At 61.6% G+C, this 14,271-nt stretch carries 6 protein-coding genes; all 6 read right to left on the reverse strand.

Going from position 1 to position 14,271, the window contains the following annotated elements; all coding sequences use genetic code 11:
* Window positions 1-42: 42 nt before the first annotated feature.
* On the reverse strand, window positions 43-558 hold the full coding sequence (locus tag JIN84_RS17025) for a hypothetical protein (RefSeq protein ID WP_200352271.1): 516 nt from the start codon (window positions 556-558) through the stop codon (window positions 43-45).
* Window positions 558-8,915, reverse strand: a complete 8,358-nt coding sequence (locus JIN84_RS17030) for a hypothetical protein (RefSeq protein WP_200352272.1) — start codon at window positions 8,913-8,915, stop codon at window positions 558-560. The genes JIN84_RS17025 and JIN84_RS17030 overlap by 1 nt, the downstream gene beginning before the upstream one ends.
* Window positions 8,916-8,952: 37 nt before the next feature.
* The gene (locus tag JIN84_RS17035) at window positions 8,953-10,965 is read right to left on the reverse strand and encodes a tail fiber domain-containing protein (RefSeq protein WP_200352273.1); all 2,013 of its coding nucleotides are present in this window, start codon (window positions 10,963-10,965) and stop codon (window positions 8,953-8,955) included.
* 55 nt (window positions 10,966-11,020) lie between these two features.
* A complete protein-coding gene (locus JIN84_RS17040) occupies window positions 11,021-12,697 on the reverse strand; it encodes a hypothetical protein (protein ID WP_200352274.1) in 1,677 nt (558 codons plus the stop codon).
* On the reverse strand, window positions 12,694-13,596 hold the full coding sequence (locus tag JIN84_RS17045) for a hypothetical protein (RefSeq protein ID WP_200352275.1): 903 nt from the start codon (window positions 13,594-13,596) through the stop codon (window positions 12,694-12,696). Before JIN84_RS17045 ends, JIN84_RS17040 begins: the two co-directional genes overlap by 4 nt.
* Before the next feature lie 339 nt (window positions 13,597-13,935).
* Window positions 13,936-14,256, reverse strand: a complete 321-nt coding sequence (locus JIN84_RS17050) for a bactofilin family protein (RefSeq protein ID WP_200352276.1) — start codon at window positions 14,254-14,256, stop codon at window positions 13,936-13,938.
* Between the last annotated feature and the right edge of the window lie 15 nt (window positions 14,257-14,271).

Raw genomic sequence — 14,271 nt, forward strand, 5'->3', positions numbered from 1 at the left:
ACACCGACAATTGTCCGCAAAGTCCCGTGGAGTCGGCAACAATCAGGGCGCGATTTCCGGAGCGGTGAACCCCTGTCCGGAATCGGTGGCGTAAAGGTGTCTGCCGTCGGTCGACAGCATGACCGTGAACCGGCCTTCCGCGTTCCGCTGGATCTGATAGCCATGGGTTTCTTCGGGAAACCATCCGGGCCGGTTCTCGAACCTGCCCGCGGATCGGACGTCGCTCAGGGAAAACGGGTTGGTTTTAAGCCATGCCAGCAGTTGTGGCCCGGGACTTACGGCGATGTACCATTGCCACTTCTTCACGCCGTCCTGCGAGGACCACTCCCGTCGCTCCGCATGGAGGATTCTGTCATCCGCCGCCGGCCGCCGCCAGAAGGCCTTCTGAAACACGAGCGCCGGGTCGGTGGTTGTGACGAGTTTCGTGCCGTCGTCTTCCTTCGAGACGGTGGGTGCCGGTTTTGGCTGGGGCGTGGGTTCCAGGCTTTTCCTCAGAATGACGGCCGTCGTCACGATGAGGATGACGACGGCCGTGATGATGATCGTCCTCCGCTCCATCAATTTCCGGAGTTGGAATAACTGCGGAGGAAGAGCTGGATGTCCTTCACACTTTGGGCGAAGCGGTCGAGGCCGGTCTGCTCGTCGTTGAGCAGCGAATAGGCCGGGATGACGATTTTCCACTGGGTGTTCCAGACGCTGCGACCGATGAGCCGTGAGTTGGTGAACTCCGCCGGGACCGAGCTGTAGAAGTAGGCCGGGTCATCGACGGCGCGGAAGGCCCCGTGCTTGCGGGGGATCCACATCGCCTCGTTGAGGCTGCCACCCGGGGTGAAAAACTGGCTGTCGGAGAACAGGTTCGCACCCAGGTTTTTAGGCAGGGGAATGGCCTGGTCCTTGATCGTCCAGGAGCGGATGATGTTCGTGTCACCCAACGGCGGCGAGCGCATGGTATCCATTCCGGCCGGGATCAGGTAGGCATACGGCGTGGCGCTGAGGGCGTTCGGGTTGGAGCTGGCGGGACCGCCCGCTCCCATGACACCTGTCGCATAGGCGTCCATGCCGATGTAGCCCTTGAAAACCAGTCCGGCCGAGGCGATCTTCGTGGCGAAGTTCGACTGGGTGTAGACGTGGTCTCCGGCGGCGAGCGGCCAGCCGAAGAAGTTTAATCCCTGTTCGATGGTCGTGGAGAATGGAATCACGATGCCCGGGACCGATGCGCCGCTGGTCTTGCGGATGTTGTTGCAGTAGATCGCCACGTCCGGATCATTGAGCACGTTGCTCATGATGTGCTGCTGGATGACCTGCTTCCAAAGAAGATCGTCATCGGCCGTCGGCTGGTCCGTGCGGATGCGGAAAAGCTCCTGGCGCAGCGAGAATACGGTGCCGTTGCGATCCGGGTTGTTGATGCCGAGGCGTCCTTTCACGACGGACCATTCGTCACTGAGCTGGCCCAGGATTCCCGCCAGTCCGACATCGCCGGAACTTGACTGGACGGGCCGGTCATCCTGGAAGTCACCGACCGAATAAGTGCCGATGATCTGGTTCACGACGTCCTCTCCCTGGCTGGTGCTGAGCAGGCCGGTTTCATAATCGTAGGCTTTCGCCGCGAGGTAGGTGAAGGTTTGCGCGAGATCGAAAAGCCCCTTGTATTGGGAAAGTTCCTCGTTGCGCATGTCGCGATAGACGACGTCACGGGTGCGGTATCCCTGGATCACCGAGGCCGCGCGCTGGCGGAACGATTCGCGCTCGGTGAGGATGTTGGCGGCATTCGCGTAGAGGCGGGATACCTTTTCGTTCGCCCGCTGCAACTGGGTGAGACGGCGGGTCATTTCGAAACCGGTGGCGAGCACCTCGTCGTAGAGGCGTTCAAGCTCGACGATGTGCTGTTTGTTCGCCGAGGTGCGGTTGTATTCATCCATGATGCTGGACGCCTCGCCATCGAGGTTCGCCGCCTGCATCTCAAGCAGCGCGGCACCGGTGTCCGATGTCAGCCCGATGAGGCCGGATACCAGCGCGGCCGTCTCACCGGAAATCCGGATGGCGCCACGGGCGGGAGCCATCGCGTCGGTAGCCAGACCGACACTCGTCGGCACCGCTTCCGCGGCCGCGGCCGCGAGCGCTCCGATGTAGTCGAAATAGAGCGAAGCCGCGCTGGCCGCCGTCGTCAGGGAGAAGGCGGCGTTCCTGACGGTGCCCGCCTTGGAGGATTTTTCCGAAGCCTGCGCATCCGCCGTTTCAAACTCGGTGTTGAACTCGCTGTACAACTGGTAGTCGCGGTTGAAGCGGTTCATGAGGGTGTTGAACGTGCTGGCGGAATCCCGCAGGTTCACCTGGGCCTCGTAACAATCCAGCAGGGCGGCCTGGATGTCCCCCGTCTGTCCGCGCCTGCCGAGGCCGCTGGCCACCGTGTCCGAGAACTGGCCGAGGCTGAACTTGGAAATGGTGTAGCTGCGGCTCACATAGTCCGCATTGAGGCGGGTGTTCGGCGGGTCGAGGGACCAGTCCCGGAACGGATCGGTGTTGACCGGCTCGCGGAAGGTCATGGTGACCGTGCTGTCGGTGTTCACGATGGGCGAGGGCCGGTCGATGAAATACGAGTGGTAGAGGTCCGGTCCGGTATATCCCTGCGCGTAGAGCTTGCCGGCCCCGATGTCCCCGGCGTAGGCGGTGCCGTAAAGCTGGATGAGCTGGTATTCGTAAGCGTCCTCCTGTTTTTCCACGGCGGTGTTGTATTCGTCCAGCGAGGTGTTCTGCAGGCGGAGCTGGCGGTTCATTTTCCCGGCCTGCTGGAACGCGTTCTTGGCATTCACGGACGCCTTGATGGCGCGGTCGTAGATCTGCTCGAAGTGGGATTTACCCGCCGCGACCTCGGATGGGGAAATGTCGAAGGCCATGGAATCGTTCGCCAGTCCGAGAGGATTCAGATGGGCCTGGAGGTTCGCGATCAGGCTGAGGATCTCACTGCCGGTGGTCACCATTTCATTGAGTTCCGGCACGGTGGTGCGGTCGATTTTCTCGATGCCTTCGTTCACGGTATCGAGGTCCGGAAGCATCGCGTTCGCGCTGACCCAGTTGAGGTAGGTTCCTTGGAAGGCACGCGAGGACCATTCGTCCACGCCCCAGTGACGGGTGACTCCGGTGCCGGTGTTCGTCCTGGCCTCGTGGAAATGAGACCAGCCGTGCTCCTCGCCATCCGTATGATCGTTGCGGGCGGTGAAGTCGAGGATCTCCGCGCCGGTGCGGGCGAGGGCGGCGGCGGCGGTCGCGAACTTCCGCTCGTCCTGATAGTCCACCTCCACGGTCTGGCCGAGGATGGAAACGGTTTCCGCCTTGGGCAGCCAGTCGAAGTTGGGGCTTGTCAGGAGCTTGTAGTAACCGGTCAGCGCGGTGAGGTAGTGGCCGTAGGCGTCGCCATGGCCCTGCGGGAACATCGCCTGCGCGTCGCTGGCGTCGATCACGCCGTCCGCATTCGCGCTGCCGGCCTTTTCCTTGATCGCATAGTTCGTCGCATAGATCGGCTCGCCGGAGGTAATTCCGTTGATATAGTTCCAGTAAAGGCGGTTGTAGGCCGGAGACACGGTCGTCTGCGAGCCGAAGTCATCCCGGCCGCGCAGGAGGCCGAGTGTCTCGTCCATCATCTTGGCCACCTGGCCTTCGAAGGAGAAGCGGGCGGAGCTGACTTCTGATGATTCCAACTGGTCGTCGATCATCAGCGTCGGGTTCTGCGCGTCGTCCCATGCCTCGTTGCCGAGGGTCATGTAGAGATCGCTGAGGTAACCGGCGGCGAGCTGGAGCGTCTGGTTCACCGAGGCATCGTTCACCCCGGCGTCGATGCTCTGGGCCTTCACCCGGTTCAGCACGGTTTCATAAATCTCGATGAGGCCGAAATCGTTGATGTTGTCGATATTCAGCGCGACGTCCCCCTCCCAGCGTTTGCCTGCCTGGGTGAGGATGCTGACGTCCGTGCTGACCGGGTTGTTGTAGAGATCGGTGTTGCGCTGGTTGAACGGATTGATGCCGTCCAGCACGCGCTTGACCCAGCTTTCCACGAGCACCGGCTCCATCCACTCGCTGTAGAGGGAGGTGGAGCCGACCATGTTCACGCCGGCCTTCGGCTTGTAGCGCATGGTGAAATAGTTGTCGCTGAAGACCAGCAGCGTGTTGCCCGCGATGGAGTTCGCCGAGCCGCCGATCATCACGGTGTTGGTGAGCGGCGTGTTCGAAGCGAGAATCCACCTCGATGACACCTGCTCGACCTTCGTGGGTATGTCGACCCGGAAGTCGATGGTGTTGGCGGGGCTGTTCGCACCGTAGGAAGAGTATACAGCAACCTCGATCCGGTTGCCGCCCGTATTGAAAAACGAGGGAGCGATTTCAAACTGGTAGTCCAAACCATCCGTCGTCAATCCGGTGCGGGACGCCTGCGGTGTCAGACCGCCGGGAACCGCCATGCCCTGCGGCAGTTGGTAGGCCAGCGCGGGATGTCCGTTCACATAGACAATGAATCCGTCGAGGGAATGGAGCTTGGCGCTGAACACGACCTGCTCGGGCACTGCGTCGAAGTTCAACCCTGTCACATTCTTGAACAGGAGTCCGGGGCGCTCAGGGGTGTAGGTGCCGCCGTTGACCGAATAGGTTTTCGGCAGTGTTTCCGCAGGGGTGGCGGGATAGGTGATGAGGGTGTCCGGAAGGGGATCCGTCGGTGGATTCGGATAAATCGCCCATGTGTTCGTCGCGGGCGAACCGGTGGTGCCGATGACGCGTGCGGTGGAATGCACGTAGGTCTGGGGAGCGGCGCCGCCTTGCGACGGGTAGTAATACCACTCGAAGTCGTAATTCTCCGGATGCGCGGCGAAGTCGCCGCTGTGGCGCAGCGTCACCTGTTCGTCCAGCGGGTTCGCGGGCAGGATCTTTTTCAGGTCACCTTTGTAGAGGGTGTCCAGCACCTTGATGACCTTCATGTCCACACCGTTGCCGGGCGGAGTGAAGGCCTTGCCGTCGCTGAACAACAGCGTGACATAACCGGAGCCCTTGCCGGTGGCGCTCAGCGCGTAGCTGTCCACCGCCGTGTCGGAGGATGAGATTTCCGAGAGCGTCGTGCCGTTGACATCCACGCCCGAGCCCACGATGTAGGTGCCGGGTTTTGCGGGGTCTTCCTTGAAGGTCTCGACACGGGTGGTGAGGGCGTCGATGGCGTTGTTCCATTTCTGCCGGTCCGCATCCGTGGAAAGGACGAGTCCCTTGAGGGCGGCGACATCCGCCGGGCTGAGGGTGTTGAGGTTCAGGTAATCCTCACCGGCGATCGAATCGACAAACTCGCCGACCAATTCCAGACCGCCGATGTCACCGAGCAGCGGATTGAGATAGATCCGCTGTTGCAGGTGCGGTGGCGCGAGCTGGAAGTAGGTCTTGCCATTCTGGGAGGTGGTCTTGAGCGATCCGGGAAGCGCGGCGAGCTGGACCTGGCTGCTGTTGAGCAGGACGGTTTTCGCCCGCGTCGGGTCGTGAAGAATGACGCTGGACCTGCCGCTGCCGCCGGTGGCGACGGATTGCTGGTAGAGCACGCGCGCGCTGGTCTGGCCACGCACGGCGGGCAGGCCGTTTTTGGAAAGCGCGAGCGTTTCCGCAAGGCTGAGCGTCGGCGGGTTGAGCGGCCATGCGGGATAGTAGAGGACGGTCACCGGATCGCCCGTCACGGGGTCGCCCAGGAACGAGCCATCCGTATTCTTCGGCCTCAGATAGGGCAGGGGTGTGCCGGCGGCGGGTGTGGAGACATGGAGCCCCGCCGGAAAATCGAACGAGGTCTGCATGTTGTAGTAGAAATGCATGCCGAGCGCCGGAGAACCGCCCGCCATCGGTCCGCGATGGACCCAGTCGTAGCCCTTGCGGTCCTTGTAGGTGAAGCTGTAGTAGGCGCTGTCCAGCCCCGCCACGGCGGAAGTCTCATGATAGGATGAACCCGGGTCCACCTCGACGTTCTTGACCGCCCCCGTGACCGGGTCGGCCGGCAATGGCAGGACACCCAGCGGAGCGGGCATGATGGCGTCCATGCGTGTCCCGGCGGTCACCGGATAGGAAAGCTTGTAAAGACCGTCCTCGCGCATCACCTCGAAGACCGACATCGCCGGACGCTTGTCCGTGGGGTCGGTGTATTGGATCAGCACGCGGGGCAGGGATGAGAAGGACGTTCCGGAGACGATGTTCAGGTCATCCCGAAGGGCGTAGGCGGTGGAGCCGATCAACAGGGCGTGTTCCTCGTTCGGGTTGTATCCGGTTTTTGTGGGATCGCTCTGGCGGTAGATGCTTCCGGCGGCGACGGCGGAGGGTAGCGAGCCGGCGCCGAGCCTTGAGGCCATCACGATCCGTGGCAGCGTGACCTGGAGCAACACGTCATCGACGGCGAAGCACTCGTCGCCCGCCGCGCTGTTGAGGTTCGATCCGAAGCCGATCTTCATCGAGGAGATCGATTCCGCCGCCGCGACGCTGGTCGGGGTGGCGGTGATGTTGACGAGGAAGGACTGGTCCTTCGTCGAAAGCGTGCCGTAGAAATCCTTATAGGAGCCCGCGATGGGGATGATGGTCCATGCGTAGTTCACCCCGTTGGAAAGCACGGTGCCCTGGCGCGTGGTGGTCACCTCCGTCATGCCGAACGGCTCGTTGATGATCTGGACGTCGTTGATGAAGGTCTTGAAATACTCGTTCTCCCATGTCTCCAGGCGGTGGAATTTGAACGACAGGTTCGCACCATTCTGGTAGTTGCTCCCCATGCTGTAGTTCCGCGAGGTCACCGCGATGTTGGTGGTGCCGTTGTTCGTGTAGTTGCCGAAGGGACCGAGGAAACCTCCCATGACGGTGTTGGTGGAACGCGTCGCGGTGCTCCAGCCGGTCGCATTGGACTCGAAATCCTCCGAGGTGATCTGGTTGGTGGTCCGGTAGGCCACGGTGTAGCGGCCGATCTTCGCGGGGGTGTAGAAAGACGAGAACTCCGAGGTCGGAGGCTTCACTTCCTTGAACCACCACACGTTGAGGGCGTTGTTCTCGCCGGCCAACGTATTGACCGGAATGATCGCTCCCGCTTCCGCGGCCGCCACTCCGTTGAGGAACGGATTGATGTAAGCCTGTGGCGAGTAGGAGGTTCCCCTGGTGACGTAGCCCGCCACTGAGAATGCGGAGGATGGCGGTGTGACGCGCTCGCCGACATAGACGGTGCCGGTGAGCGCTCCGGAACCGTCACTCTCGATGTAGTTCGCATTGTTCTCCGACTGGGTCAGAAGCGGCACGTACCAGACGCCTCCATTGCTGCCGGTGAATTTCAGGAGCGTGCGGTTCTGCTGGTCCGCGGTGGTGCCGAGGTTGATGATCAGGCGCTGGCTGGCGTTGTCGATGGTCGCCTCTCCGTCGGGAGAATCCTGATAAATGACCTGGGGAATCATGCCGTCGCCAAACTGGAGACCGGTGCCGGTGGCGAGGGTGCTGCCGCCGTTGTTGACCGCATAATACGCGTACTGCTCATATTCATCGGCGGTGGTGGCCGGCCAGCGCTGGGTGTATTTGGAAAGATACTTCGGCCAGCTGATGACCAGCCCCGGAGCTACCTCCGGAGTGTTCGGGATGGCGGCGTCCAGAGGGGACATCCAATAGAAGGTGACATTGTCCTCCACCGTGTTTTCGCGCTCCGCGTAATAGGCGAGCGTGCCATCGGCCCTCACACTGGAACCGTAGTAGCTGATCTGGTTCACCGAGCCGGAGTTGGAAACCGGCGTGGCGGTCAGGGTGGGATCGTCGTCCGGACGAGGCGGGCGGATTTCCTGTCCGAGGATGATGTCCCGCGTGGTGGCGCGCAGCGACTGCTCCACGCTGACAACGTCCGCACCGAGGAATTCGTAGGTGCCGTCCTGGCTGTTCAGAGCACCGAGGTATTCGACGAAGATGCGGCCCGTGAGGTTGTAGGCGTGGAGCGTGCCGCTGCCTGCCGTGTTTTCATACCAGAGCGTCCGCAGGATCTCGGAGGACTCGGCGTTCGGGTCGGATGTCGACACTCCCGCCACCACGTATTCCTTGGCCACGGTGGCCGGGAAGATGTTGCTGTAGACCGGATTGACGGTGGTGATCCGTCCGGTCGGGATCTGGATGACCGGAGCGGTGAAGCTTTTTTCCGTCCAATACATCGTGCGGACGGGAGTGCTGGTTGCCGAGGAGACGGTGAAGCGTTCCTTGTAATAAACGTAGCTGTTGCTTCCCGTCTTGGCCGAGTCCGGCACCGCCGAGCGCCAGGTGATCTCCACCGGGCCAGGGGTGTTGGCGAACACGCGCTTCGCGTGCGGGCTGTAGTAATAGGATGCCAGCACTCCTTCCGGAAGCGCGGGGATGGCCGCCGCATCTCCGGTCTTGAAATCCACGGGCGAGACATTCCCATCCGGGTTGGCCAGCACCTCACCGGCGATCACCGGCTGCGCGCGCCAATAGGAGGCGTCCACCGTATAGCTGGTGCCCGCGGCGGAAACGATGGTGGTGGGAGGCGTGATCTGGTCTCCGAAAAGATAGCGAGGCACGCCCGAGGCGAAGGTGGTTCCGAAACTGGAGTGCGTCAGCGTCAAACCGGTGGGAGCGCTGGAATTCGCAGGGATGCTGGTGGGATAACCGGTGGTCCCGCGCGCGGAGCCGCCGGAGGATTCGACCACGTTCGAATACTGCGGGGTGATGACGGGATCCCCGCTCGGCGTGCCAGAGGGCCCCACCGGAGGAATGTGCGCCGTGTTGGTCGCAGGCACCCGGTTGCTCAGGCGGTTGTAGACCCCGCTCTTGATCTCATACTGGGCGTGCACGGACGACACCCCCGCCATGCCAAGCAGAAGGCAGGCGAGCATCATCCATGGAGGGCGTCCGGCACCTGGATCGCGTGAAATCCATTTCATAAGGTTGAAGGTTGGAGTGGGTTTTTCCGGCGGCGGCTCACTTCTCCCGGATCAGCTTCTCCAGGGCGGCGAGCCGCTCCTCCAGATCGGAGATTTTCCGGTCCTTCTCGTCGAGCTGTTGCCGGACGTCCGACAACTCGTCATCCTTCTCGACCTTGAGTTCCTGCACCGCCTTGCACGCGATGGTGGCGAAGGTGCCGTAGCCGACCGTGAGCATGCCATCACCGCCCTTTCCGACGATGTCAGGAAACAGAGGTTCCACCTCCTGCGCGATGACACCAAACTCATGCTTCTGGTCCGGTGCCGTGTTGTCCTTCCAATGGAACCTGCGGAACGGCACCTGCATGAGGCGGTCCAGCATGGGTTCCGCATCGATGATGTCCTTCTTGAGCGTGCGGTCCGAGAAGTAGTCGAGGTTGCTGTCGCCATCGAAGGAGAATCCTCTCCAGGTCGTCGTGCCGTTCTGCGAGGTGTTGTAAACATTGAACGCGATCCCTCCCCTGTCGGCGGAGTAATACATCTGGGCGTAGCCGATGGAGTTGTTTCGCGATCCGATGGAGGTCAGCGAACCCGCGACACTGAGTGTTCCCTGGCTGGTGTCGGTGGTGTAGACACCGAGACCGTTGTTGGTAAAGCACGTCCATCCACCCGCCCTTACCGAGGCATCCACGTTCATTCCCATGATGAAGGCGGAGTTCTCCCAGCTTCCATTCGCCACGCGGCGGAAACCGGAAATGGTGAGGCTGGAGGAATTGCTGGTGTTGCATCCGAAGCTGGCCAGCTTGATCTCGCTGTTCTGGGCGGCCCCGAGCGAACCTCCATACACGTTCAGGAGCGTGCTTGCGGCGCTGCCTCCGGTGGTTCCGCCCACGCTCAGCATGGCTCCCGGCGAGGTGGTCTGGATTCCGACGTTCCCGCCCGGATCGACGCGCACCTTTTCGGCTCCGTTGGTGTAAAACTGAAGGGTTCCGTCCGCACCGGAGAACATGCCGCCATCGGCGTCGCCGTTCCCATCGAACGAGAACCCGGAGTTGATGCCGTTCGCCCCGTAACTTCCGCCACGGGCTCTCACCATGCCGTTGGAGACGATCCTGTCGGCGGACGCGGTGCCGACGACCGTCAGCCGCTCCCCGGGAGTCGAGGTGCCGATGCCGACATTTCCGTTGCCCTTGACACGCATGGTTTCCGTCATGGCGGCGGATGTTCCGTAGCCGAACGCAACATCCGCGCCGGAGGCGGAGGTGTGGATCTGCAGGAGGCTGCCCTGGATGCCGAAGCCATAGTGCGCTCCGGAATTGCCGAAGAGCGAGATCTTGTCTCCGATGACGGAGGAGAAGGTCAGGGGGAAGCCGGGATTCGCCTCGCCGATGCCGACGTTGTTGTTCCGGTAGACGTTCGTACCGGTCGGCGTCCAGTTGCCGATGGTGGTGGTGTCCAGCTTCGTGGCGGTGATGGTGTTGTTCTTGATGTCGGCGGAATCGATCGACAGGTCCGTGATGCGGCTGCTGTCCACCGCCCCGGCGGCGATCTTGTTCGTGGTCACCTGCTGGTCACCGACCATCGCCGTGGTGATGGCGGATCCGGCAACGGTTTCCGCGACCTTCGATCTCAGGGAGAAAGCACCGCTCACGAGCTGCTGGCGCGGGGAAATCTCAAGATCCGCGGCGGCCGTCCCATCATCCACGGTGACGCCGAGGTAGAGGCTCGTGTAGCTGGTCGAGTTGAGGATGTCTGAAAGGGTCTTGTAAGGCGTGGCAGCCGGTGAGGACGGGCCGGGCAAGGTGGAGATGCCGGTGCCATTGCCGATCAGCACGCTGAACTCCCCGCCTGAAATGGTCACCGACTGGGTTTCGGCGTAGAGGGGGGTACCGCCGCTGGAGGTCGAATAAAGCTTGAAAGTCACGGCCCGGTTTACGGGGGCGGTGTTGCCGATGAGGACGCCGCTGACATCGGTGACGCGTCCTTGGTAACTCATGAGGGACGGAGTGGCCTGCGCGTGGAGCAGTGGTGCGGCAAGCAACAGGAACAGGCTGGTGAGTTTGGCTTTCATGGGAAGGAATGAAGGGTTTTCTGGTTTTTGAAATGGAGGATGAAAAGGAATGGATTCAGGGAGTTGTCAGATCGATGGTCGCGACTTCCGAGACGCGCCGCATCTCGAAGGTGCCGCCCACCCGCAGGGTTTTCCTGTGCAGGCCGGTGATGGATTCCTCATAGGTTCCACCGAGCACGGTGTTTCCCCAGCCGGCCACGTAACGGCCGTCCGGAGGGCTGTCCGTGAAGGTGAAGGTGCAGGTGCGGTTGATGTTGTAGCTTTCCTGTCCCGCCGCGAGAGCGCCGCCCTTGGGGTCCCTGTTGTCATGGTCCGGGTGATAGGTGTGGACGAAGGGGTTCGTCGGCTCGTTGTGGGCGATGGGAATCGTCCATGAAACCGAGCCGCCGGTCGTGAAAGATCCGGTTCCGGTGAGAGAGGTGATGGATGTCGGCATCTGGCAGGCGAAGTAGCGCACCGGCTTCAGGTCCGACTCCGCATAACCCAGAATCTTCCCCTCGTTGGTGCTGATCCCCACGGGATTTCCCGCGCTGGCGAGCCTCCCCACGTAGGCCTGCGTCAGCAAGCGACAGGTTCCGGAGGAATCCATGTGGGTGAGGAAAAGAAGGGGGAACGGTTGGGAGGTCGAGGAGCCGCCCCCATTCGCCGTCGGGGACACCTTGTTCACGCTCGTATTCACCACCCACAGGCCGGCTGGCGAAGCGGGTTGCGCGCTGACGGGAAGGCTGACGTCGGAAAGGTTAGCCGAATCCCTGATGCGAAGGATGGAGGCGTAGAAGGAATCCGGGGTGCCCGTCATGGAGGAACGGTTGATCCCGAAGTCCACTGTGGCACGACCGGAGGCCGGCACGTTCACCGTGTAGCTGGTTCCCATGTCGGACTCGGTGTAGGAGTTCGAGGAACTCACGTAAGTCCGCACGGTGAGCGGCACGGCGCCGGCGATGGGGGTCTGGTTTGTCGGAGCTGTCTCGGATGCGCCGAGAGTGAATGTCAGCGTCAGCGCGCTCGTCGAGCGGTTGGTGATGCCGACGCTGGTCGTCGACACCGTGCGGCCGAACGCGAGGCCTGCCGAACTGGCGACCTCATACTCCACGGGGGCGGTGAAGTTCCCGATGGTGGCGACATTGAACCAGTAGGCCTTGTTCGGATCCATGGTCTCGCTTCCCGGTGCAACCTGCATGGGATTGGACGTGCTGAGTTCGCCGCCGATGTATTTGTAGATCTTGGACGGTGTCGAGAGCACCGTGGTGTTGGCGGAAGGGTAGGACGCGAAGTAGTTGCTCATCTTCGGCGCGCTGGTGGTCCCGGAAGGGAAGCCGAGGAAATTCCCGCCGGAGATGAGCCACGTCGCCAGAGGGGGCTGTACGAGTTGTTTGATGGGAACGGATACCGCACTGGAACAACGGAACAGGTAGGCGGAGTTTCCGACCATCCGAGAGAGACCCGTTTCGCTGCCGTCGCGTTTCCAGATGGTCCACTCGTCGCTGTTGGTGGTGGGTTCGGAAGGGGTCTGGGTGAACTGGGTACCGTCCGGATTCGGATTCCAGCGCCAGATTTCAGTAACGGCGGGATTGCTGGCGAACAGTTCCGATACTGTCACGTATGAAGCGTCACCCGCGAGCCAGACACCGTTCCAACCGGAGGCGAGGGAGTAGGATTTCGTGACCCATTGCGAATGGGCGCTGCCGGTGAGCAGCAGGAGGAAGGGGATCACCCTGGTGAGGAATTTCATCGGATTCTGAGGCGATAATAGGTGTTGGTTGCCGCCGCCTTGACGTAGAGGCTGGTGATCCCGGTGGTCGTCGAAACGAGAGCGCTCTTGAACGACGCCGAGGCATCGGTCGCGGGATTGGTGGTGGAGAACGATGTCGCGGTCCATGTCTTGAGATCCATGGAGGATTCGATGGTGTAGGACTTTCCGTAGATGGCATAGGTTTCCAGCCTCACGTCCTCACCGGCCTTTTCCTTGATCGCCAGGCTGATCGTCGAATTCGCGTCGCCCGCGTAGGTCCCGGCGATGTATTCCGTGGCGTTGCTCAATCCGTCCTTGTCGAGGTCTCCGTTGCGATCCAGCAGCGAGAGATCCCAGCCATCCGGCCCTGGAAGATACCCGGCCTGGTATAGCTGGGATTCCTCCCAAGCGTCGGGCAGACCATCGCCGTCGGAATCCACTCCGAGGGTGAGGTCCAGACGGATCCGAGAAGCAGGTCCTCCCACCGTGGGCGTTCCCGCCGTGATTTCGAGAGGTTGGTAGCTGACGCCGCCGATATCGACGGACAGGGTGTAGGCGGATGCGGTGGAAACGACCAGGGAACTGTAGCTGGAGGTCAGGTTCCGCCCCATGTCGATGCGCATGCGGAGCTGGTAATTGAAGTCCGCGCCATTTCCGGCGGTAAGCTGTTCCCGCATTTTCTGAACTCCGCCTTGGGACATCACCACCGCAGCCCCGTCAGCGGGGATGAGGGCGCCCTGGTCGTCCCGCACGTCACCATAGATGGTATGGAACGGAGCGGGAGGGAACGCCTGGAGGGGGAGAGCCGTCAGGAGAATCCCTAAGAGTGCGGGGTATCGTGGGGTTTTGCCGTGTTTTTCACGACTTAAATACGGTCCGAGGGGACGGTTGCATGCCATGTTTATGAGTTGGGTTTATAGGCTGGCTTTTGTGTATCTTCTTTCCGTGGAGCTCTCACAATCAAAATCTTGATAATTATTCTCAGGGGGCTCCTGAGCTTCTTTCCAAGCGGCGGAGCCGCCGGGGACGGAGACCCGGATCGATTGGGTGCATGCCGGCCGGCGGCAGCGACGGATTGGAAAGCGGCATTCCGGAACCCTGTATTCAGCGTTGCCTCGGGGGGCGCGTCATCCTTGGTTTTCCCGCGCAGGTTCGGGCGATTCATTCTTTCATCACCATGTCATAAAAAAAGCCCCGCATCACTGCGGGGCTTTGAAAATGGATATGAAGCAGGGAAATCAGCCTCCGATATCGGTGCGGCCGGAAAGCTGGGCACCTTCCTCCATCGAGAAGACCTTGGACTTGATGTCGCCGTTGATGCGGGACTTGTCCTTGAGTTCGCAGCGTTGGGAGGTGATCTTGCCTTCGACCTTGCCGTAAACCTTGACCTCTCCGGCGGTCACGTCGCCCTTGATGATGGCGTTCTCACCGATGGTGACACGGCCTTTGTCCGAGGAGATTTCGCCATCGATCTTTCCGTCGATGATCATGTCGTTGGAGAAGCGGATGGAACCGATGATTTCGATTCCGCTGGAGAGCACGTTTGTCGGATTGGCCATGACGGGGATAAGGGA

Origin of the sequence: Luteolibacter yonseiensis (assembly GCF_016595465.1) — a bacterium.
GTDB classification, from domain to species: domain Bacteria; phylum Verrucomicrobiota; class Verrucomicrobiia; order Verrucomicrobiales; family Akkermansiaceae; genus Luteolibacter; species Luteolibacter yonseiensis.

Bases quoted from the DNA above. Each gene is read 5' to 3' on its own strand.
- JIN84_RS17025 (WP_200352271.1), bottom strand. From the start codon at position 558: ATGGAGCGGAGGACGATCATCATCACGGCCGTCGTCATCCTCATCGTG.
- JIN84_RS17030 (WP_200352272.1), bottom strand. From the start codon at position 8,915: ATGAAATGGATTTCACGCGATCCAGGTGCCGGACGCCCTCCATGGATG.
- JIN84_RS17035 (WP_200352273.1), bottom strand. From the start codon at position 10,965: ATGAAAGCCAAACTCACCAGCCTGTTCCTGTTGCTTGCCGCACCACTG.
- JIN84_RS17040 (WP_200352274.1), bottom strand. From the start codon at position 12,697: ATGAAATTCCTCACCAGGGTGATCCCCTTCCTCCTGCTGCTCACCGGC.
- JIN84_RS17045 (WP_200352275.1), bottom strand. From the start codon at position 13,596: ATGGCATGCAACCGTCCCCTCGGACCGTATTTAAGTCGTGAAAAACAC.
- JIN84_RS17050 (WP_200352276.1), bottom strand. From the start codon at position 14,256: ATGGCCAATCCGACAAACGTGCTCTCCAGCGGAATCGAAATCATCGGT.